Genomic DNA, 18,084 nt, shown 5'->3' with positions numbered 1-18,084 from the left:
CCTCGCTTATTGTAGTTGCTCAGCGTGCGGTAGTTCGTGGGCTGGTGCTTCGGTAGCGCCTTCTTTCAAAAAGCTATCCATCCAGCGCATTAAGCGCATGCTGTAGTCAAGTTGGGCGGCGACGCGGCGGTTACCGTGGCCTTCACCCGGGTAGAGCACTAAACGTACAGGTACATTACCATGAGTTTTTAAATAACGATACAACTCCATGGACTGGCTTGGATGCACCCGTGTGTCCTCTTTACCATGCATAATCAGAATCGGGGTACGGGCTTTTTCGGCATGATAAATCGGGCTACGCTCAAGATACCACTGCCATTTTTCCCATGGATAACTGCGTGCGTGTACGGCATGCATCTCTTTGGCGATGTCAGTCGTACCAAATTTCGAAATGTTGTCGCTAATACCAACAAACATGACGCTGGCAGCCCAATGCTCAGTTTGTGCGGTAGCACCCCATGCTGAAGCAAAACCACCGTATGAGCCACCGGTAATGCCGGCGCGCTCGCCATCGACTAGGCCCATCTCGACCAGAGCATTTTTACCATCGACTAAGTCATCAAATTCTTTACCAGCGTAATCGTTTTGGCCAAGCTTCGAGAATTCAACGCCACGTCCGGTGCTGCCGCGGTAGTTAGGAAAGAACAGTACGTAGCCTTGTTGGGCTGCGTATTTCACCGGACTGCCATAGCGATCGAGCCAGCCATTGCTGTAATGCGCTTCAGGACCACCATGGACCACGGTAATCAACGGATAACGTGTGCCTTCTTGATAATCGGTCGGGTAAACCAGAATACCTTGCAACTCTAGGTCATCGCGGGCTTCGTAGGTGATGGTTTCTTGGCGCGGCATAGTGATATCCGCTAGCCATGGATTTGAGTCGGTGACGCGCAGCATCGTTTGGTTTTCAACGCGGAATAACTCAGTCGGATGGCTCGCAGTGTTGGCGCGTGCGTAAAACGATGACTGCCCTGGCGTCGCCTCAATATCCACTACTACAGCTTCGCCTGCTGCAACCAAGGGTCGCGTTTCGAGCCACTGCATGGTGATGGCTTGCACTTCAGTTTCGGTGCCAATCGCGCCTAGATAGATGAGTTCGTCATTGCCACGCCAATCGATGTCTTGAACATGCCCTTGATAGTCTGGCAACACCTCACGAACTTCATTGTCATTTTGTGTATCGAACACATACAAGCGACCCGTCGCTGGGTCGTTGTAGTCAGCCGCGCCAATCACCGCCAAATAGCGGCCATCTGGTGAAAATTCGGCTTTGCCCAATTTGCCTGTGGTGGCAAAGGCAGCTTCTTCAACGCCAGCAAATGAAATCAATTGATATTCACTGCTCATGTAGTTGTCGTCGACTAATGCTGTTGGCGCAGTCCGTACTAACAACTGTTCGTGTCCAGGGCGAAATGCCACCGAATAGATTTGTTGTTCTTTGGTCAGTTGCGCGGCCATCGGGCTCTCTGCGGTTAAATCAACCAACCAGGCATGGGTAAATTCGTTTTCTTCTTCGTAGATTTCGGCTTTAAAGCCTTTTTTCGCTAGTTTTTTATCAGTTTCATCGGCTTTGCTACGTGCGGTAAACGCGAGGTAGCGTCCGTCTTCGCTTAAGGTGTAGCTGAAGATGCTGTTTTCATGGCTGAACACTTTTTGTGCTTCACCACCTTGCAACGAGATTTTATAGAGACTGGTATGCTCATCACCATCGCGCTTGCTAGTAAAGTAGATAGCGTCACCATGAATGCTGACGGCGCCCACTCCTGACTTATCATTCACGAATGACACAGGTTCGGCGTTGTCACGCGCAACCAGAAGTTCGACAAAACTACCGCCGTCGTCATCGACATAGGGGGTGCGTGGTGAAACACGGGTAAATGCCGCAACACTTCCATCATCGCTGACGGCAACGCTGTTAATCGACTTTACCGTAACTGTTTCGGTGAGCGTTATATCACGCGCTGAGGCGCTAAAACTAAGCGCTACACACAAGGCAGATAGACCTATACGAAGGAACATCTTGATCTCCTATTTATGTTATTTTTCTTCCACATAGTAGCAGCAAAATAGTTGACTTCCCACGAAATCACGCCACTCTAAGCAGGTTATAGAGTTAATACGGGAGTCTGCATGGCAGATCAAGTTTGGATTGGGATAATCCTCATCACAGCTTTGGCGTTATTTGTTTACGATCGCTGGCGCTATGATTTTGTGGCGATGGGTGCGCTGTTCGCCGCTTATATCGTCGGATTGATTCCACGCAACGAGGTATTTTCCGGGTTTGGCAATGCCGCCGTGATCACCGTCGCTGCCGTATTGGTGATCAGTCATGCTTTATGGCGCTCAGGAGTTGTGGATAGCATGGCCAGCAGTGTCAAAAAGATGGGCGATCGGGTCTGGCTGCAGATGATCGTGCTTACCGGTCTGACAACGTTCGTATCGGCATTTATTAGTAACACGGGTGCCATGGCCATTATGATTCCGGTGGCTCTTCAGTTATCACGTAACGGCGCTGGGCACGCGTCGCTGATGCTCATGCCCATGGCCTTCGGCTCGCTGCTTGGTGGAACTATTACCATGATTGGTACGCCGCCAAATATTATTATTTCTGATATACGAGCGGCACATGATGCTGAGCCTTTTGGCATTTTTGACTTCACGCCGGTGGGCGTGGTGTTGGCAAGCGCAGGTTTGGCGATGATGTGGGTGACCGCACGTTGGTTAGTGCCACGCAGCAAAAGCCGCGATACTTCGAACTCTCCCTATGATGTGAGTGCTTACCTAACCGAGTTGTATTTGCCGGAAAATGCCGGGTTAGTAGGGCATACGCTGTTTGAATTTGAGTCGAAAATCAAAGAGAACTTTGCCGTTGTTGCACTCAAACGGGGCAAGCAATTTATTAGCGCACCACCACGTTATCAACGTTTGAAGGCTGAAGATGTACTAATTATTGAAGCAGACGCCGAAACTTTGCAGGAAATATTGGATGTCACCAAGTTTGAACTCAATGCGGAAGAGCAACTCGATACTCGCTTTTTAGTGTCTGATGAAATTAAGGTGATTGAAGGAATCGTAGGTCACGACTCACGCTTGATTGGACGCTCGGCGGCGGACATGCGTATTCGTCACCGTTTTGGAGTAAATGTGTTAGCTGTAGCGCGGGAAGGACAGCCATTAAAGCCTAGTTTATCGGATGTGCGTTTCAAGCCGGGTGACGTACTTTTATTGCAAGGTGACGCCGAAGTACTGGATGACGTTTTCAATCGTTTTGGTTGCTTCCCGTTAGCACAACGCAGTATCCGCTTGGGTAGCAAGCGTAAATTGTTGGTACCGTTAGGCATTTTCGCAGCAGCTATTTTAGCTAGTGCTTTTGGTTTGTTAAGTGTGCCAGTCGCTTTCAGCATGGCTGCCGGCTTGATGGTGCTTGCGAATGTTATGCCTATTCGCGAGCTCTACGAACATATTGAGTGGCCCATCATTGTGCTCTTGGCTGCAACTATTCCGCTAGGCGGTGCGATGGAGCGTAGTGGCGCTGCCGACACCCTTGCGGCGGGTGTGTTGTGGATCAGCATGAGTTCACCAGATGTAGTCGCCTTGGTGATTCTATTAGTGGCGACCATGTTGCTCTCGAATATCATCAATAATGCTGCTGCAGCTGTCTTGATGGCACCAATAGGCATTAGTTTGGCGAGCAGTCTTGAAGCGTCAATGGACCCGTTCTTGATGGCCGTTGCTGTCGGTGCGGCATTACCGTTTTTAACCCCGATTGGGCACCAGTCGAATATCTTGGTGATGGGACCTGGGGGGTATCGCTTTAAAGACTACTGGCGCTTAGGTTTGCCGTTGTCGATAGCGATGGTCATTGTCGCCACCGTTATGATAACCCTGACTTGGCCAATGCGCGGGTAGCTTCTGCGCCACGCGCAATAATCCTTACCTGCGCGATGGTGATTTCTAACAATTGCTGTCGCTCGGCTACGCTCGCATCAAGTGCGTCAGCGCCGGCACTAAACACCACGCGAACAATCGCGTCGGCATGGAGTTCGGCGAGTTGTCGGTCGAATTGTTGTTCCGCCACTAAATAATCGACGAGTTCAGCAGTGAAATGCTCGACTTCGCGCTGCACGGCAAGGCGAAACTCGCGTGAGTTGCCCGATTTTTCTTGCAGTAATAGCCGAAAAATTGCGGTGTTGTTGGCCACGAACTCCATAAAAGTCGTGACCGAGGCGCGAATAATTGAACCGCCTTTGGCGATTTGTTGGCGCGACTGGCGCAACAACTGCCGCAGTGCCAAGCCACCTTCATCGACCAAGGTCATACCTAACTCTTCCATGTTTTGAAAGTGACGATAAAAAGAAGTAGGCGCGATACCTGCTTCGCGCGCGACTTCGCGCAGACTTAACGAAGCATAGCCGTGTTCTGCGCTCAGTTGATTCATTGCGGCTTGAATCAGGGCTCGACGGGTTTTTTCTTTTTGCTGGGCGCGAATACCGGCCATTTAGGGAACTTCCTTGGGCGTTGTGTTGCCGAATAAGTTGATTATGTCAGTGAACGCTTGTGCACGCAATTCATCGCTTTTTAGCAATTACTAGTTGCATGTCGAGGACAAACTGCGTAAATTCAGCGTACACATGTTCGCTAAAAAGCTGGCATGGTTTTAAGTTTAATGTAGGTTGCTTTATGACGACGTCTGAAAATCCAAAACCAAAGATTATTTGGTTGAATACCCTCCTGTTTACTATCACTTTTTTGATCACCGTTATCGCAGTACCTTGGTACGGAATCGTCCACGGTTACTCGTTCGGTCTCTGGCTTGCCTTAGTGGCGACCATTGGCTTTGCTGGGATCTCAATTACCGCTGGCTATCATCGTTTGTGGGCCCATCGTGCTTACGACGCGCATTGGTCATTGCGCATTTTATTTGCGCTAGGTGGCGCCTTAGCCGTGCAGAACAGCGCGTTGCATTGGTCATCTGATCATCGTGAGCATCACAAGCACGTTGATGATAATGATAAAGATCCGTATTCAGCCAAGCGTGGTTTTTGGTATTCGCATATCGGCTGGATGCTACGCGAATATCAGGCGTCACGTTACAGCGACTACAACAATGTGAAAGACTTGCAACAAGACCCTGTGGTCACGTGGCAACATCGCAACTATTTGTTGCTGACCTTGCTCACCACTATTGGTTGGCCTATAGCGCTTGGTTTGCTCATTGGCGACGTTTGGGGGGCAGTCTTGCTGGTCGGTGTAGCACGCTTGGTGATTAATCATCACACCACATTCTTTATTAACTCGCTGGCGCACATTTGGGGTAAGCAAACTTACACTGATCGTAATACGGCGCGTGACAATGGGGTACTTGCCTTCCTAACCTTTGGCGAAGGCTATCATAACTACCACCACATCTTTTCAGCTGACTATCGTAACGGTATTCGCTGGTGGCACTTTGATCCGACCAAATGGTTGATTCGCGTTTGTTCGTGGTTTGGCCTGACCCATAACTTGCGTCGCACCAATGGTTATCAAGTTGAGAAAGCGCGGTTAGAGATGCAGTTTAAGCGCGCGACAGCGCGGGTTGCGACAGCAAACGAAACTGCGGTGCAAAAACTTCACGATGAATTTGATGAGTTAATGCAGCGACTGCGCGCTTATTATCAAGCACGTAAGCAATTATTGGACGGTAAAGCCAAAGCTTTTGCCGAGCATATGCATGTACCGACGCGTGAAGAGATGCAGGTGAAAGTAGATGAATTACGCGCCGCGTTCGAAGAACACAAGCGCGCATTCAGACAGATGCTGCGGCAACAACTGACGCAGCAAGTGAGCTAAGGCTATTTTTTCTTCGCTTTAGCGAAGGCGTCAGCGAAGGCTGAACCCATTGCAGAGTTGCTAGCCGGTGCCGGTTTCGGTGCCGGCTTCTTTTTGCCCGCCGTTTGCGGTTTGCCCTTCGTTGCAGCCGGTGCAGTTGCTGCCTTAGCGTGCACCTCATCGTCTAACCGCATAGTGAGACTAATGCGTTTACGCGCCACATCTACCTCAAGTACTTTTACCTTAACAATATCGCCGGCTTTGACCACTTCGCGCGGGTCGCTGACGAATTGGTGTGAAAGTGCGCTGACGTGAACCAAACCATCTTGGTGCACACCGACGTCGACGAAGGCGCCAAACGCGGCAACATTCGAGACGACACCCTCGAGGGTCATACCAGGCTTGAGATCTTCTACCTTTTCGACACCTTCTTTAAATTCGGCCATTTTGAACTCAGGACGCGGGTCGCGACCCGGCTTTTCCAACTCACGCAAGATGTCTTGGACGGTCGGTAAACCGAAATTGTCATCGGTGTAATCGCGGGCATCTAATTGCTTTACGAAAGCGCTATCGCCAATGATTTGTGCTACTTCCTTACCATGCTGTTGGGCAATGCGTTCAACCACTGGGTAAGCTTCTGGGTGAACTGCTGAACCGTCAAGCGGTTGTCCGCCATCCATGATGCGCAAAAAGCCTGCGGCCTGTTCAAAGGACTTAGGCCCCATGCGTGCGACGTCAAGCAGCTTTTTCCGCGTTGCGAAGCGCCCGTGTTGGTCACGATGCAGCACGATATTCTGCGCGAGCGTTTTATTCAAACCCGCGACGCGGGCGAGTAGAGCGACAGAAGCCGTATTGACGTCAACACCTACTGCGTTGACACAGTCTTCAACCACGGCATCGAGGCTCTGCGCGAGCTGTGCTTGGCTCACATCATGTTGATACTGACCAACGCCAATCGATTTCGGCTCAATCTTTACCAGCTCAGCGAGTGGGTCTTGTAACCGTCGGGCGATAGAAACCGCACCGCGCAACGACACATCAAGATCAGGAAATTCCAGCGCAGCCAACTCTGAGGCGGAGTAAACTGAAGCACCGGCTTCGTTCACCATGACTTTGGTTGCTTTGACCTCTGGATTGCCTTTCAGCATATCGGCCACAAGTTTGTCGGTTTCCCGTGAGTGCGTGCCGTTACCGATGGCAATCAGTTCGACTTTGTGTTGCTTACACATACCCCCCAAAGTGCGAATCGACTTATCCATTTGGTTTTGCGGCTGAAACGGGAACACCGTATTGGTCCCTAATACTTTGCCGGTACTATCAACGACCGCAACTTTAATCCCGGTACGCACACCTGGGTCCAGTCCCATCGTCACTTTGGCCCCTGCAGGCGCTGCCATGAGTAGGTCTTTCAAGTTGTTGGCGAACACCTTGATGGCATCAGCTTCGGCGCGCTCACGAACGCTGCCAAAGAGCTCGGTTTCCATGTGCAACAATAATTTGATACGCCAAGTCCATTGCACGGTCTGACGCATCCAGTCATCGGCACTACGCTCGCTATGCTGCCAACCGATGTGGCGGGCCACTAGGTATTCACCATGACTGGGTGATTTCGGATCTTCCTGTTGCGGATCTGCGTTGAGTTTTAACTGCAAAACCCCTTCGTTGCGACCACGAAATAGTGCTAACGCACGGTGTGAAGGTATCTTCTTGAGTGCTTCACTGAAACTAAAGTAATCGCGGTATTTCGCGCCTTCTTGTTCTTTGCCACTCACCACTTGGCTGGTGATTTCGGCATTTTCCCAAAGGTATTGGCGTACCTGTTTGAGCAACTGAGCGTCTTCGGCAAAGCGCTCCATCAAGATAAACCGTGCGCCTTCCAGCACTGCTTTGGTATCGGCGAAGCCGGCGTCGGTGTTGATACAATCTTGCGCTAAGCTTTCTGGGTCTTGGTTCGGATCAGCAAGTAAGCTATCGGCTAGCGGCTCGAGACCCGCCTCAATCGCGATTTGCCCCTTGGTGCGACGTTTCGGTCGATAAGGTAGGTACAAATCTTCCAACTCAGTCTTGGATTCAGTGCTACGAATTGCACGTTCTAATTCCGGCGTTAATTTGTCTTGCTCGCGGATACTGGCAAGAATAACTTCGCGACGTTCATTGAGCTCACGCAAATAGGTAAGACGCTGCGCCAAGGTGCGCAACTGCGTATCATCGAGTCCGCCGGTGGCTTCTTTTCGATAACGCGCAATGAAAGGCACGGTTGCGCCATCATCAAGTAGCGCGATAGCAGCATTGACCTGCTGCGAACTAACAGCTAATTCGTTCGCGATTTGCTGGGAAATCGAGCTCATAATCTCTCTCTTTTCTGGGGCTATGCAAAAATTTGGGGCGCCAGTATAGCAGTGTTCAAGCGCCTTTCGTAAGCTGATAGCAGATGTCCGCTATCCACCATTCTTTGATACCAGTTGGAGTGGGCACACGAATGTCATCATCCACTTGTTTGCCAAGTGCTGCGCGGGCCATCGGGGAGTCGATGGAAATGACTGATTTATCGTCATATATCTCATCAGGACCGACAATAGAGAAAGTACGCTCTTGGCCCTCAGCATTCTCGATAGTGACAGTCGCACCAAAAAATACTTTGCCTTCTTGAGCTGGCGCGTAATCGACTATTTTCAGTTCTGCCAAGCGTTTGCGCAAAAAGCGGACGCGTTTATCAATTTGTCTTAATTTTTGTTTGTTATATTTGTAGTCGGCATTTTCAGAGCGATCGCCCAAGCTGGCGGCCCATGCAACTTTCTCTGTGGTCTCACGACGCTCGACGCGCCACAAATGATCGAGTTCAGCCTGCAGTTTTAAATAACCGCAGCGGGTAATGAGCGCTGTACGTGCCATAGTTTCTGGGAGACTCGCATGTCTGTTATTGTTGAAATTAAACGTGCTCATGGTAATCGTTACGCTATCAAAGCACTAGTTAAAAGCAGTAAAAGAGCAAAAGGAAAACATTTCGATACAAAAAGCGAGGGCTCTGAGTAGCTTGTTGATTGGCAAGCACCCAGCCTTCTTTTATAGTGCAAATAATGGATTTAATGTGGGGAACCCTAAGCATGTCGCAAGAAACCTTTAAGATTCTCGTGGTCGATGATGACGCGCGGTTGCGTGGATTGCTCGAACGCTACTTAACGGAGCAAGGTTTTTATGTGCGCTCGGCGGCCCAAAGCGAGCAAATGGACCGCTTACTGGAACGTGAGAATTTTCACTTGATGGTGCTTGATTTGATGCTGCCAGGTGAAGATGGATTATCTATTTGTAAACGTTTACGGCACGACAATAACGAAATTCCGGTGGTCATGTTAACGGCCAAAGGTGATGAAGTTGATCGGATCATTGGTCTTGAGCTCGGAGCCGATGACTATTTAGCTAAACCCTTCAATCCACGCGAGTTGCTCGCCCGCATTCGCGCGGTTTTGCGCCGTCGCGGTAAAGAAATCCCAGGAGCTCCTAGCACCGACGACGAAGAAATTACTTTTGGTGAGTTTCGTCTAAATCTGGGGACTCGCGAAATGTATCGTGGCGATGAGCCCATGCCACTGACGAGTGGTGAATTTGCGGTGTTAAAAGCCTTGGTCACCCATCCGCGCCAACCGATGTCACGTGACAAGCTCATGAACCAAGCGCGTGGGCGCGATTACAGCGCTCTCGAGCGTAGCATCGACGTGCAAGTATCACGTTTACGCCGCATGCTCGAAGTCGATCCTGCGAACCCACGTTATATTCAAACGGTGTGGGGCTTGGGATACGTGTTCGTACCCGACGGTAGCAAGAAAGCTTAAGCGATGCGCCTTTTTCCGCGGTCTGCGTTTGCTCGCACAGTGGCGTTGATCGCGCTGCTGTTGCTTATCAACCAAGTGGTTTCCTACATTATGGTGGGTCTCTATGTGGTGAAGCCAAGCATGCAGCAAATCAGTTCGGCGGTTGCTAAGCAGGTGCAAGGAATTGTCGTGCTTGACCAGTGGCTCACCGACGCGGAAATGACCAGCACGGAGAAACGGCTGTTAGCCGAGCGTTATTTGGCTGCGGTCGAAATAGAAGGATACACTGAGTCGCAGGCGTTAACCAACGGTCTAGCTGATGCTTCCACTTATAACTTTCTATCCAATCAAATGAGTCAGCAACTGGCGTCGAGTACAGAAGTTCGCATTTCACAAGACGACATTTACTATGTCTGGATTAAAACTGAATCTCTACCTGGCTATTGGTTGCGCTTACGCCTCGATACTTTTGATGAGGCGCGCTTTTCACCATTGATGTTCTATCTAATTTTAATCGGTGCCCTCAGTGTCTTAGGCGGTATGTGGTTTAGCAATTGGTTGAATCGACCGTTAAAAGCTTTGCAGGCAGCAGCCCGACAGATCGGTCGCGGTGATTATCCCGAGCAGTTGCCCGAACGCGGCTCGACTGAAGTTATTGCGGTGACTCGGGCGTTTAACCAGATGGCCCAGGGCGTGCAGCAACTGGAGCAGGATCGTGCCTTGTTGATGGCCGGGGTTTCGCATGATTTGCGTACACCGCTGACGCGTATCCGCCTTGCCACTGAAATGATGCCTGCAAGTGAGGACTATCTGGCCGAGGGTATCATCGGTGATATTGATGATATGAACGCGATTATCGACCAGTTTATTGATTACGTTCGTGTCGATACGCTCAGTGATAACGATTGTGAGAACATCAATTACTTGGTTGAAGACGTTGTCGGCCACGTACCAGAGAGCTGGCAAACCCACATCGATGTTCAGTATGGCGATGTGCCGAAAATTCCAATTCGGGCGATTTCGATTAAACGTGTGTTACTCAACTTGTTAGAAAACGCTGAACGCTATGGTGGCGATAAAACTCTCGTCGAGACTGGCTATGATAGCTCGCGTGAACGAGTATGGGTAACGGTAAGTGACAACGGTGAAGGGATTCCTGCCGGGCAAGTAGAACATGTGCTACAGCCATTTACTCAAGGTGACAAAGCGCGTGCAACCAAAGGCTCAGGACTAGGTCTAGCCATTGTAAAACGGATTATTGAACGCCACGGCGGGCGTATTACTTTTGGTCGCAGTCAGCGCTTAGGTGGCTTGGCAATCCGGATTGAGCTGCCAAGCCAAAAAACGACTGCTGCCGCAAGTTAGTCGCGAACACGATTGAGCCCATTGAGCGCCGCTACCCGATAGGCTTCCGCCATAGTAGGATAGTTAAAAGTGGTATTGACGAAATATTCAATCGTGTTGCCACCATTTTTCTGTTCCATGATCGCCTGACCGATGTGGATAATTTCTGCTGCACGCTCGCCGAAACAGTGAATACCCAGTACTTCTTTAGTATCGCGATGAAACAATAATTTCAGACTTCCCACCGCCATGTTGGAAATTTGCGCCCGCGCCAAATGCTTAAATTGCGCTCGACCCACTTCGTAGGGGACTTTTTGTTCCGTTAATTCTTCTTCGGTTTTACCAACGGAACTGATTTCCGGAATCGTATAGATACCTGTCGGGATATCACTAACCAGCCGTTTTTGGCAATCGCCTTCGAGCATTTCGGTGGCACAAATACGGCCCTGGTCATAGGCTGCGGATGCTAACGATGGGTAGCCAATGATGTCACCGACCGCGAAAATGTTATCAACTTCGGTCTGATAAGCACCAGTGACCTCGAGTTGACCGCGATGATTCGGTTTTAAGCCAACGCTTTCGACGTTGAGCTCTTCGATGTTACCGGAACGACCATTGGCATACAGCAAGCAGTCGGCATCAAGACGTTTACCCGACTGCGTGTAAAGCGTCACACCGTCTTCATGACCTTCAATGCGCTCGTATTCTTCGTTATGGCGAATCACCACGCCGTTGTTACGCAGGTGATAACTCAAGGCGTCAGAAATTTCTGCATCTAAGAATGACAACAATCGATCGCGGGTATTGATAAGGTCTACTTTCACGCCTAAGCCGCGGAAAATACTCGCGTATTCACAGCCGATGACGCCGGCACCATAAATAATAATGCTGCGCGGCTCATGTTTTAATGACAACACGGTGTCAGAGTCGTAGATACGTTCGTGGTTAAAATCAACATCGCTAGGGTGATAAGGACGCGAACCCGTGGCAATCACTACTTGCTTGGTGCCAATGTATTCGATGGTGCCGTCAGGCTGAGTAATCTTCAGCGTGTTGGCATCTTCGAAGGCGGCGACACCATGTAAAACAGTGACATTGTTGCGCTGATAAAAACCGCTGCGCATTTGTACTTGTTGCTGTATGACCCCTTGGGCGTGACGTAAAATGTCAGCGAAGGTTAGGCTACGCGGACGCAAGTCACCGACGAACAGCGGGTTGCTATTAAATTCAATGAGACGGCTCACCGAATGACGCAGCGCCTTAGAGGGAATGGTTCCCCAATGGGTACAACCACCACCAAGCGAGCTATGTTTTTCGATGATCGCGACATTACGGCCTTTCTTGGCCAGTTGCATTGCTGCTCCTTCACCGCCAGGCCCGCTACCGATGACTACGGCGTCATATTGTGTGGTCACTTCGCGCATCAAATGCTCCTCGTTGTTGTACCGCTTAATTCAAGTGGTTATAGTAACCGAAACCCTAGGTTGTGAGCCAGTAAAGCAGGCTTATTCTCGATATCAGTATGGCAGATGAATATGGCCCGAAAACCTGTACCCGAAATTCTTCAACGACAAATTGTAGCGCGCAGTCGGTTGTTGCGCATCGAAGCTGTTGATTTACGTTTCAGCAATGGTGTGGAGCGGCAATTCGAGCGTATGCAAAGTAGCGGCCGCGGCGCAGTCATGGTGGTGCCCTTTATTGACGATGAAACGCTGATGCTGGTACGCGAATATGCCGCTGGGCTACACAACTATCAATTGGGCTTTCCGAAAGGCTTAATCGATCCCGGTGAAACGCCTGAACAAGCTGCCAATCGAGAGCTTAAAGAAGAAATTGGCTTTGGTGCTACCGAGCTTATTGCACTGAAAAGCGTGACCATGGCACCGCAGTTCTTCTCTGCCACCATGCACATTTTTATCGCGCGTGGGCTTTACCCGGAGCAGCTTGAAGGGGATGAACCCGAACCACTCGAACAGGTACCATGGCTACTGAGCAAAGCTGAAGCTTTGCTTGAACAAGAAGATTTTACCGAAGCGCGCAGCATTGCAGCTTTGTTGATGACATTGAGGGAATTGCAACGGTGAACGATGCGAACGAGTTAGCATGGATGCTCGAAGGGGCGGCAAAAATTGCTCAGCAGGCTGGCGACTTGATTATGGAGCAGTACGAAGAGCAGGCTTACGCGACTTATGAAAAGTCTGATGCGTCACCTGTAACCAGTGCCGACTTGGCGGCCCATCGCTTGATTACGGCCAAGCTGAATGCATTGACGCCAGACATTCCGGTGCTGTCAGAAGAGGGCGCACACCTGTCGATTGAAGAACGCCAACAATGGCCGCGCTACTGGCTAATAGACCCGATTGACGGTACCCAAGAGTTTATTGCACGCTCGGGGGACTTCACCGTAGTGATTGCTCTAGTCGTGGGACAACAACCAACGCTGGGAGTGATTTACTGGCCTGCGGGAGACAAACTGTACTTAGCGCAACGCGGTGCTGGTGCGTTTCGTCGCGACGTTAATGGTGAGCAACAGCTACAGGTGCGTAAAGTGAGCAAACCGCTCGATGACCCAATCATCTTGGCTATCAGCCGTCGGCAACCACGCGAACGCGTGCTGGCGCGGATGAACCCAGATCGGGAATTAAGTACGTTACCTGCGGGCAGCTGCTCATTGAAAGCCTGTTTGATTGCAGAAGGAGCTGCTGATTGTTTTCTGCGTGTCGGGCCTACCGGTGAATGGGATACCGCAGCAGCTGATGTGATTGTCGGTGAAGCAGGCGGCAGTATTGTTAGTGAGCATTTTAAGCCGCTCACCTACAATCAAGAGGCGAACTTAGGCAATCCAAATTTTCTGATTTTGGGGGACCCAGCAGTGCCGTGGCAGCAGGTGTTTATTCGTCATCAAACGCACCCTGAGGCATGATATTCAGGGTTTCGTGCAATTCTGACCATACCAAAACGGCTTCCCCGCGTTGCAGTTGCGCTCGCACATCTTCGACTTTTTCGGCGAGGCTTTTTTCTTCCCAGCCGTAGTCAGTACCCTCGCGTAGCACATAGGACTCAATCACGCTGTCTAGTGTTTCTGCTGTGAGTTGTTGCCATGGAATTAGCATAATGCGTCACTCTCTTCGGCTGTTTGCAAGGCTTCCTCGGCTGCCATCCAAGCTTCTTCCGCTTGATTAAGGTGTTGCTGAGTTTGTGCCTGTTGTTCCAGTAGCTGTTGCAGGCGCGCCTTATGTTGCTCTTCGTAGAGCGAATTATCGGCCAACTGCTGATTGAGTTCAGTCAGTTTTTGCTCGTGTTCATGCACCTGCTTTTCATACTTTGCCACGGCATCTTTGAATGGCTTTAATCGTGCACGGCGTTCGGCGGCTTCGCGCTTTTCGGTTTTGCGGTCAGTCTTGCCTGAGCTTGCGGCATCGCTGGTTGCGGTCGAGCTATTCTGACTTTGGTTTTGCAGCCAGCGATGATAACCATCGAGGTCGTCATCGAATAGCTCAACTCGACCGTTCGCGACCAAGAAAAAGTCGTCGACGGTGGTACGTAATAAATGCCGATCGTGCGATACGATGACCATTGCGCCTTCGAAATCCTGTAAGGCAAAAACCAATGACTCGCGCATCACGCTGTCGAGATGGTTCGTCGGTTCATCGAGCAACAACAGATTAGGTTTTTGGTAAACAATCAATGCTAACACCAACCGCGCTTTCTCGCCGCCGGACATGGGCCCCACGAGGCGCGTGGCTTGATCGCCTGAAAAACCAAAACCGCCCAGAAAATCTCGCAATTGCTGTTCGCTAGCTTTGCGATCGAGGCGTTGCAGATGTTGTAGCGCACTCGCTGCGACATCAAGCGTTTCCAGTTGATGCTGCGCGAAGTAGCCAAGTTTGATACCTGGATTCAGCTCCAAAATGCCTTTTTGCGGTTTAATTTCACCAGCCAACAGCTTGACTAGGGTCGATTTACCAGCGCCATTGCGTCCTAGTAGACCAATTCGGCTACCAGGGACTAAGTTAAACTGAATGGACTCCAAAATGACCTTGTCGCCATAGCCCGCTTGCACTTGTTCGAGTTTCAATAGCGGATTCGGCAGTTGCTCTGGTGGCCTAAACTGAAATTGGAACTGACTATTAGCCACAATAGGTGCACTGCTTTGTAATCGTTCTAATGCCTTGATGCGGCTCTGCGCTTGGCGAGCTTTGCTGGCTTTGTAGCGAAAGCGATCGATGTAGCTTTGTAAGTGCTTGCGCTGCGCTTGCTCTTTTTCAAACTGCGCTTGTTGCTGTGCAATTTGCTCCGCTTGCTGGCGCTCGAAACTACTGTAATTGCCGTTATAAGAGGTCGCAGTTTGGTGTTCAATATGAATGATTTGCTGACAAATGGCATCGAGGAAGTCGCGGTCATGCGAAATCAGCAGTAGGGTACCCGGAAAACGTTGTAGCCAGTCTTCTAACCAAAAGATAGCGTCCACATCGAGGTGGTTGGTGGGCTCATCGAGGAGCAACAAGTCAGCGCGGGCTATCAACGCTTGGGCAAGGTTTAGGCGCATGCGCCAACCACCAGAAAATGCTTTTACCGGTTGCTGAAACTGCGCATCGGTGAAACCCAAACCGGCAAGTAAAGAGGCGGCTCGGGCAGGCGCCTCATAGGCGCCGATAGCGGCGAGCTGGTCGTGTAAACGACCGATGGCATGACCGTCATCTTGCTGTTCTGCCTGAACCAGTTGATCCTCTAGCTGGCGTAACTCAGTATCACCATCAAGCACATAATCGAGCGCGCTGCGATCGAGCGCAGGAGTTTCTTGCTTGACGCTGGCGCTACGCCACTGCTGGGGCACTTCACAATCGCCTTGCTCGACCTGTAATTCACCACGCAGCAAAGCAAACAGTGACGATTTGCCGGTGCCATTACGACCGACCACGCCGACATGATGGCCTGGAAAAATCGTCAGGTTGGTGTTCTGCAGCAGTACCTTGCCACCGCGCATCAGCGCCATATCGCGTATCGAAATCATGAACATCCCACGCTGCATAGATGCAGCTTGTGTTAACTAAAGAATCTGCGACAATTATACCCGAAGCAACTTGAGGTGAATATGGATCGAACACGCAAACGCTTTATCGCTGGCGCGGAATGCCCAGCATGTCATGCAACTGACACCCTACAGTTACAAATAACTGAGCGCAGTGATGGGACGCTCGACGAGACTGTCCACTGTGTTGCATGCCAACATTCTTTTAGCGAGCAAGACAAACAACCTAAGGCTGCGGCAACAGCTTCAGATACAGTAAAACAAGACAAAAATATTATCGGTATCTTTAAGCCGGAGTAGCTGCCGGTTTAAATAACTACAAGGAACATTTCATGGCAAGTCAGCTTTCGCTCGTTTATCTTGGTTTATGGCTTATTCTCGTAACCTGGTTAGTGCAGTGGGCGGTTGCCGCGGCAGTTAAGGCAAAGCAACCCAATGCAGTCCCCGGCAAAGTCCCTGAAAACATCAGTCACGAATCCTTGGTGTTTCGTACCCACCGCACCTTTATGAATACTTTAGAAAATGTGCCGATGTTCTTGGCGAGCGTCTTCGTTGCTTTGTTTATCGGCATTGAAAGCGAATGGTTGGGTTATTGGGTCATATTATTTGCCATCGCGCGTATTGTGCACATGGTGCTGTATTACGCCATTGCGACTGAAAAGAATCCAAGCCCACGTAGTTGGTTCTTTGTGTTGGGAGCGATAGCCAATATTGCAGTTTTGGTGCAAATCGCGCTCGCGCTGATGTAAAACTGTCATGCAGAGCGTGCTTTTCGATCTCGCTTACGCGCTTGGGATCGGTCTGATTCTTGGCTTAGAGCGTGGTTGGAGTCAGCGAGGGCGTTCCGATGGCCAGCGTTTTGCAGGTCTGCGGACTTTTGCGATTAGCAGCCTGCTCGGCGCAGTGCTGTTGTTGGTCAGTCAACAGCTAGCCGAGCCAGCGTGGCCACTGTGGCTCGGTGGTTTTATCAGCTTTGCGTTGCTGATCATCGTTGCGCATGTGTTGGAATCACGCAGTAATGCCGATTTAGGCATTACCACACCGACCACCTTGCTACTCACCTTTTGCTTAGGCGCACTCTGTGTTGCGGGTCAAGTGATGTTGGCCGTCCCTATTGCCATTGTCGTGGCGTTGTTGCTGAGTTTAAAACCTGCGCTACATCAGTGGGTAGAGCGCCTCCAGCAACGTGAATTACTAGCGATTTTACAAATGCTGGTGATCAGCGTAGTGATGCTGCCGTTGTTGCCAAACGAGGGGTATGGCCCAGGTGCTGTGCTCAATCCGTATTTGATTGGCTGGATGGTGGTACTCATTACCGGCATTTCATTTGTGGGGTATTTTGCCAGCAAATTACTCGGTCCACACCGTGGTATTTTGCTGACGGGGATGCTCGGCGGTATTGCTTCTTCGACTGCGGTTACCCTCAACATGGCCAAGTTTGGCAAGGAAAGTCGCGCCGGTCATCACCTATTCGTGGTCGCTATCTTGATTGCCAGTGCCACAATGTTTCCTCGGGTACTGGTTGAAGTGGCGGTGGTGAATCGTGAGTTACTCACTTGGTTGATTTTGCCGATGGGGGTGATGACCCTAGCTAACTTTACTGGCGTGATTTGGCTACTCCGGCGCCGACAATCGACCGAACTGCAAAATGAGGTCGTGGTGAAAAACCCGTTTGATATCTTCACTGCACTCAAATTTGCTGGGTTACTGGTAGCAATCCTCGTGATTGCACATTATGCCCATCTCTATTTTGACGATGCAGGTGTGTATGCAGTCGCAGCAATATCCGGTCTTACCGACGTCGATGCGATCACTTTGTCACTGGCGAAGCTGGCGAACAATAGCCTCGATGCTCAAGTGGCTAGTTTTGGCATTTTGCTAGCTGCATCGGTGAATACGCTTGTGAAAGTAGGCTTGGTTGTCGCACTAGGCCATCGTAACATGTGGTTGCCGTGCGCATTGGTGTGTGGTCTCGCTATTAGTCTCGGTTGGTTGAGTTTGTGGGTGCTGCAAATCGCAGTGTAAAGTCCCCTCAGCTTACTGGTGAAACGGCATGAATTCGCCTACACTATAGCCGCTTTAACGACA

General features: G+C 50.5%; 16 protein-coding genes. 9 read left to right on the top strand and 7 right to left on the bottom strand.

The features are described from left to right. Window positions 1–6: 6 nt before the first annotated feature. Entirely contained in the window at window positions 7–2,019 is a 2,013-nt protein-coding gene (locus ACJ8W9_RS07895; protein WP_411360796.1) for a S9 family peptidase, read from the bottom strand. A 111-nt stretch (window positions 2,020–2,130) separates the two neighbouring features. On the opposite strand from ACJ8W9_RS07895, the gene ACJ8W9_RS07890 reads away from it, so the two are divergent. Then, window positions 2,131–3,909: an SLC13 family permease gene (locus ACJ8W9_RS07890; protein ID WP_411359985.1), complete on the top strand. Its 1,779-nt coding sequence runs from the start codon at window positions 2,131–2,133 to the stop codon at window positions 3,907–3,909. On the opposite strand, the gene fabR is transcribed toward ACJ8W9_RS07890, so the two are convergent. Continuing rightward, entirely contained in the window at window positions 3,875–4,498 is a 624-nt protein-coding gene (fabR, locus tag ACJ8W9_RS07885) for an HTH-type transcriptional repressor FabR (RefSeq protein WP_411359986.1), read from the bottom strand. The two genes, ACJ8W9_RS07890 and fabR, sit on opposite strands and share 35 nt — an antisense overlap. 182 nt (window positions 4,499–4,680) lie before the next feature. Between fabR and ACJ8W9_RS07880 the strand changes: the two genes are divergently transcribed. Beyond that, window positions 4,681–5,832, top strand: coding sequence for a fatty acid desaturase (locus tag ACJ8W9_RS07880; RefSeq protein ID WP_411359987.1), 1,152 nt, complete (start codon window positions 4,681–4,683; stop codon window positions 5,830–5,832). A gap of 2 nt (window positions 5,833–5,834) precedes the next feature. Here ACJ8W9_RS07880 and ACJ8W9_RS07875 read toward each other — a convergent pair whose 3' ends face one another. After that, window positions 5,835–8,159 carry a Tex family protein gene (locus ACJ8W9_RS07875; protein ID WP_411360795.1) on the bottom strand — a complete coding sequence of 775 codons (2,325 nt, stop codon included), beginning with the start codon at window positions 8,157–8,159 and terminating at the stop codon, window positions 5,835–5,837. Window positions 8,160–8,214: 55 nt separating this feature from the next. After that, window positions 8,215–8,703: a transcription elongation factor GreB gene (greB, locus tag ACJ8W9_RS07870; protein WP_411359989.1), complete on the bottom strand. Its 489-nt coding sequence runs from the start codon at window positions 8,701–8,703 to the stop codon at window positions 8,215–8,217. Between the two features lie 212 nt (window positions 8,704–8,915). Between greB and ompR the strand changes: the two genes are divergently transcribed. Then, window positions 8,916–9,641, top strand: coding sequence for a two-component system response regulator OmpR (gene ompR, locus ACJ8W9_RS07865; RefSeq protein WP_411359990.1), 726 nt, complete (start codon window positions 8,916–8,918; stop codon window positions 9,639–9,641). A 3-nt stretch (window positions 9,642–9,644) separates the two neighbouring features. Beyond that, the gene (gene envZ, locus ACJ8W9_RS07860) at window positions 9,645–10,985 is read left to right on the top strand and encodes a two-component system sensor histidine kinase EnvZ (RefSeq protein WP_411359992.1); all 1,341 of its coding nucleotides are present in this window, start codon (window positions 9,645–9,647) and stop codon (window positions 10,983–10,985) included. Here envZ and sthA read toward each other — a convergent pair. Continuing rightward, entirely contained in the window at window positions 10,982–12,388 is a 1,407-nt protein-coding gene (sthA, locus tag ACJ8W9_RS07855) for a Si-specific NAD(P)(+) transhydrogenase (protein ID WP_411359994.1), read from the bottom strand. The two genes, envZ and sthA, sit on opposite strands and share 4 nt — an antisense overlap. A 111-nt stretch (window positions 12,389–12,499) precedes the next feature. Here sthA and nudE point away from each other — a divergent pair, with 111 nt between their 5' ends. Both nudE and cysQ read left to right on the top strand, forming a co-directional pair. Continuing rightward, window positions 12,500–13,048 carry an ADP compounds hydrolase NudE gene (gene nudE, locus ACJ8W9_RS07850; protein WP_411359995.1) on the top strand — a complete coding sequence of 183 codons (549 nt, stop codon included), beginning with the start codon at window positions 12,500–12,502 and terminating at the stop codon, window positions 13,046–13,048. 23 nt (window positions 13,049–13,071) lie between these two features. Continuing rightward, a complete protein-coding gene (cysQ, locus tag ACJ8W9_RS07845) occupies window positions 13,072–13,887 on the top strand; it encodes a 3'(2'),5'-bisphosphate nucleotidase CysQ (RefSeq protein WP_411360038.1) in 816 nt (271 codons plus the stop codon). Here cysQ and ACJ8W9_RS07840 read toward each other — a convergent pair. Together ACJ8W9_RS07840 and ACJ8W9_RS07835 are read right to left on the bottom strand one after the other, a co-directional pair. Then, complete coding sequence (locus ACJ8W9_RS07840; protein WP_411359996.1) at window positions 13,856–14,077, bottom strand: YheU family protein; 222 nt, start codon at window positions 14,075–14,077, stop codon at window positions 13,856–13,858. The two genes, cysQ and ACJ8W9_RS07840, sit on opposite strands and share 32 nt — an antisense overlap. After that, window positions 14,071–15,978: an ATP-binding cassette domain-containing protein gene (locus tag ACJ8W9_RS07835; RefSeq protein WP_411360040.1), complete on the bottom strand. Its 1,908-nt coding sequence runs from the start codon at window positions 15,976–15,978 to the stop codon at window positions 14,071–14,073. The genes ACJ8W9_RS07840 and ACJ8W9_RS07835 overlap by 7 nt, the downstream gene beginning before the upstream one ends. Before the next feature lie 81 nt (window positions 15,979–16,059). Between ACJ8W9_RS07835 and ACJ8W9_RS07830 the strand changes: the two genes are divergently transcribed. From ACJ8W9_RS07830 to ACJ8W9_RS07820, 3 genes are read left to right on the top strand one after another with little or no spacing between them, the layout of a single operon-like run. Further along, a complete protein-coding gene (locus tag ACJ8W9_RS07830; RefSeq protein ID WP_411360794.1) occupies window positions 16,060–16,296 on the top strand; it encodes a YheV family putative zinc ribbon protein in 237 nt (78 codons plus the stop codon). Between the two features lie 32 nt (window positions 16,297–16,328). Further along, the gene (locus ACJ8W9_RS07825) at window positions 16,329–16,745 is read left to right on the top strand and encodes an MAPEG family protein (protein ID WP_411360000.1); all 417 of its coding nucleotides are present in this window, start codon (window positions 16,329–16,331) and stop codon (window positions 16,743–16,745) included. Between the two features lie 7 nt (window positions 16,746–16,752). Then, window positions 16,753–18,021: an MgtC/SapB family protein gene (locus tag ACJ8W9_RS07820; RefSeq protein WP_411360793.1), complete on the top strand. Its 1,269-nt coding sequence runs from the start codon at window positions 16,753–16,755 to the stop codon at window positions 18,019–18,021. Window positions 18,022–18,084 lie beyond the last annotated feature (63 nt).

The organism is Pseudidiomarina salilacus, from assembly GCF_047323925.1.
GTDB classification, from domain to species: domain Bacteria; phylum Pseudomonadota; class Gammaproteobacteria; order Enterobacterales; family Alteromonadaceae; genus Pseudidiomarina; species Pseudidiomarina salilacus.
The sequence above is the reverse complement of the archived record's forward strand: the minus strand, read 5'-3'. Positions and strand labels throughout refer to the sequence as shown.

Bases quoted from the DNA above. Each gene is read 5' to 3' on its own strand.
- ACJ8W9_RS07895 (WP_411360796.1), bottom strand. From the start codon at position 2,019: ATGTTCCTTCGTATAGGTCTATCTGCCTTGTGTGTAGCGCTTAGTTTT.
- ACJ8W9_RS07890 (WP_411359985.1), top strand. From the start codon at position 2,131: ATGGCAGATCAAGTTTGGATTGGGATAATCCTCATCACAGCTTTGGCG.
- fabR (WP_411359986.1), bottom strand. From the start codon at position 4,498: ATGGCCGGTATTCGCGCCCAGCAAAAAGAAAAAACCCGTCGAGCCCTG.
- ACJ8W9_RS07880 (WP_411359987.1), top strand. From the start codon at position 4,681: ATGACGACGTCTGAAAATCCAAAACCAAAGATTATTTGGTTGAATACC.
- ACJ8W9_RS07875 (WP_411360795.1), bottom strand. From the start codon at position 8,159: ATGAGCTCGATTTCCCAGCAAATCGCGAACGAATTAGCTGTTAGTTCG.
- greB (WP_411359989.1), bottom strand. From the start codon at position 8,703: ATGGCACGTACAGCGCTCATTACCCGCTGCGGTTATTTAAAACTGCAG.
- ompR (WP_411359990.1), top strand. From the start codon at position 8,916: ATGTCGCAAGAAACCTTTAAGATTCTCGTGGTCGATGATGACGCGCGG.
- envZ (WP_411359992.1), top strand. From the start codon at position 9,645: ATGCGCCTTTTTCCGCGGTCTGCGTTTGCTCGCACAGTGGCGTTGATC.
- sthA (WP_411359994.1), bottom strand. From the start codon at position 12,388: ATGCGCGAAGTGACCACACAATATGACGCCGTAGTCATCGGTAGCGGG.
- nudE (WP_411359995.1), top strand. From the start codon at position 12,500: ATGGCCCGAAAACCTGTACCCGAAATTCTTCAACGACAAATTGTAGCG.
- cysQ (WP_411360038.1), top strand. From the start codon at position 13,072: ATGCTCGAAGGGGCGGCAAAAATTGCTCAGCAGGCTGGCGACTTGATT.
- ACJ8W9_RS07840 (WP_411359996.1), bottom strand. From the start codon at position 14,077: ATGCTAATTCCATGGCAACAACTCACAGCAGAAACACTAGACAGCGTG.
- ACJ8W9_RS07835 (WP_411360040.1), bottom strand. From the start codon at position 15,978: ATGATTTCGATACGCGATATGGCGCTGATGCGCGGTGGCAAGGTACTG.
- ACJ8W9_RS07830 (WP_411360794.1), top strand. From the start codon at position 16,060: ATGGATCGAACACGCAAACGCTTTATCGCTGGCGCGGAATGCCCAGCA.
- ACJ8W9_RS07825 (WP_411360000.1), top strand. From the start codon at position 16,329: ATGGCAAGTCAGCTTTCGCTCGTTTATCTTGGTTTATGGCTTATTCTC.
- ACJ8W9_RS07820 (WP_411360793.1), top strand. From the start codon at position 16,753: ATGCAGAGCGTGCTTTTCGATCTCGCTTACGCGCTTGGGATCGGTCTG.